This is a genomic window from Streptococcus sp., assembly GCF_019414905.1.
Classification (GTDB): Bacteria; Bacillota; Bacilli; order Lactobacillales; family Streptococcaceae; genus Streptococcus.
The window spans coordinates 850-1,334 of the sequence record NZ_DXLC01000029.1 but is presented as its reverse complement, the minus strand read 5'-3'; positions in this window follow the sequence as shown (position 1 = coordinate 1,334).

Sequence of the window (485 nt, the reverse complement as noted above, 5' to 3'; positions counted from 1 at the left end):
CCTATAATGTGTCTTTTTCAAGTATTTTTGATAGAAAATATATTTAGAGTTCGAAATAGGATTATGCAAATAGGTGAAATTATAATTATTGTTGCCTCTATGATATTATTTATTGATAGTATATTGAATTTGTAACAAAAGGCTTCTCTATAAAATCAAATTTTCCAGATACCTGCTTAAGGTGATTTATCTTCTCTCTATGCCTTCTCATCTTTATTCTACTATCTACACCACTAAACTTGACAGTCATATATTGCAGGTACAACCTCTCTACCTATAATCTCACAGTTAATCTGAGGCTAGTTTCTTAGTTTGCTCTTTGATTTTCATTGATAAAAAGAAATGCTCCTCCAAGACGGAAGAGCGTTTTTATTGTGATTTTGATTCAGTTTCTGCAGACTCGGGGTGGAGTTCTTGGTAACTTGGTGCCTTGAAAAGGTCAGCACTGGTTTTGCTTTGTCGTTGGCTAAAGAGACTGGTTGATT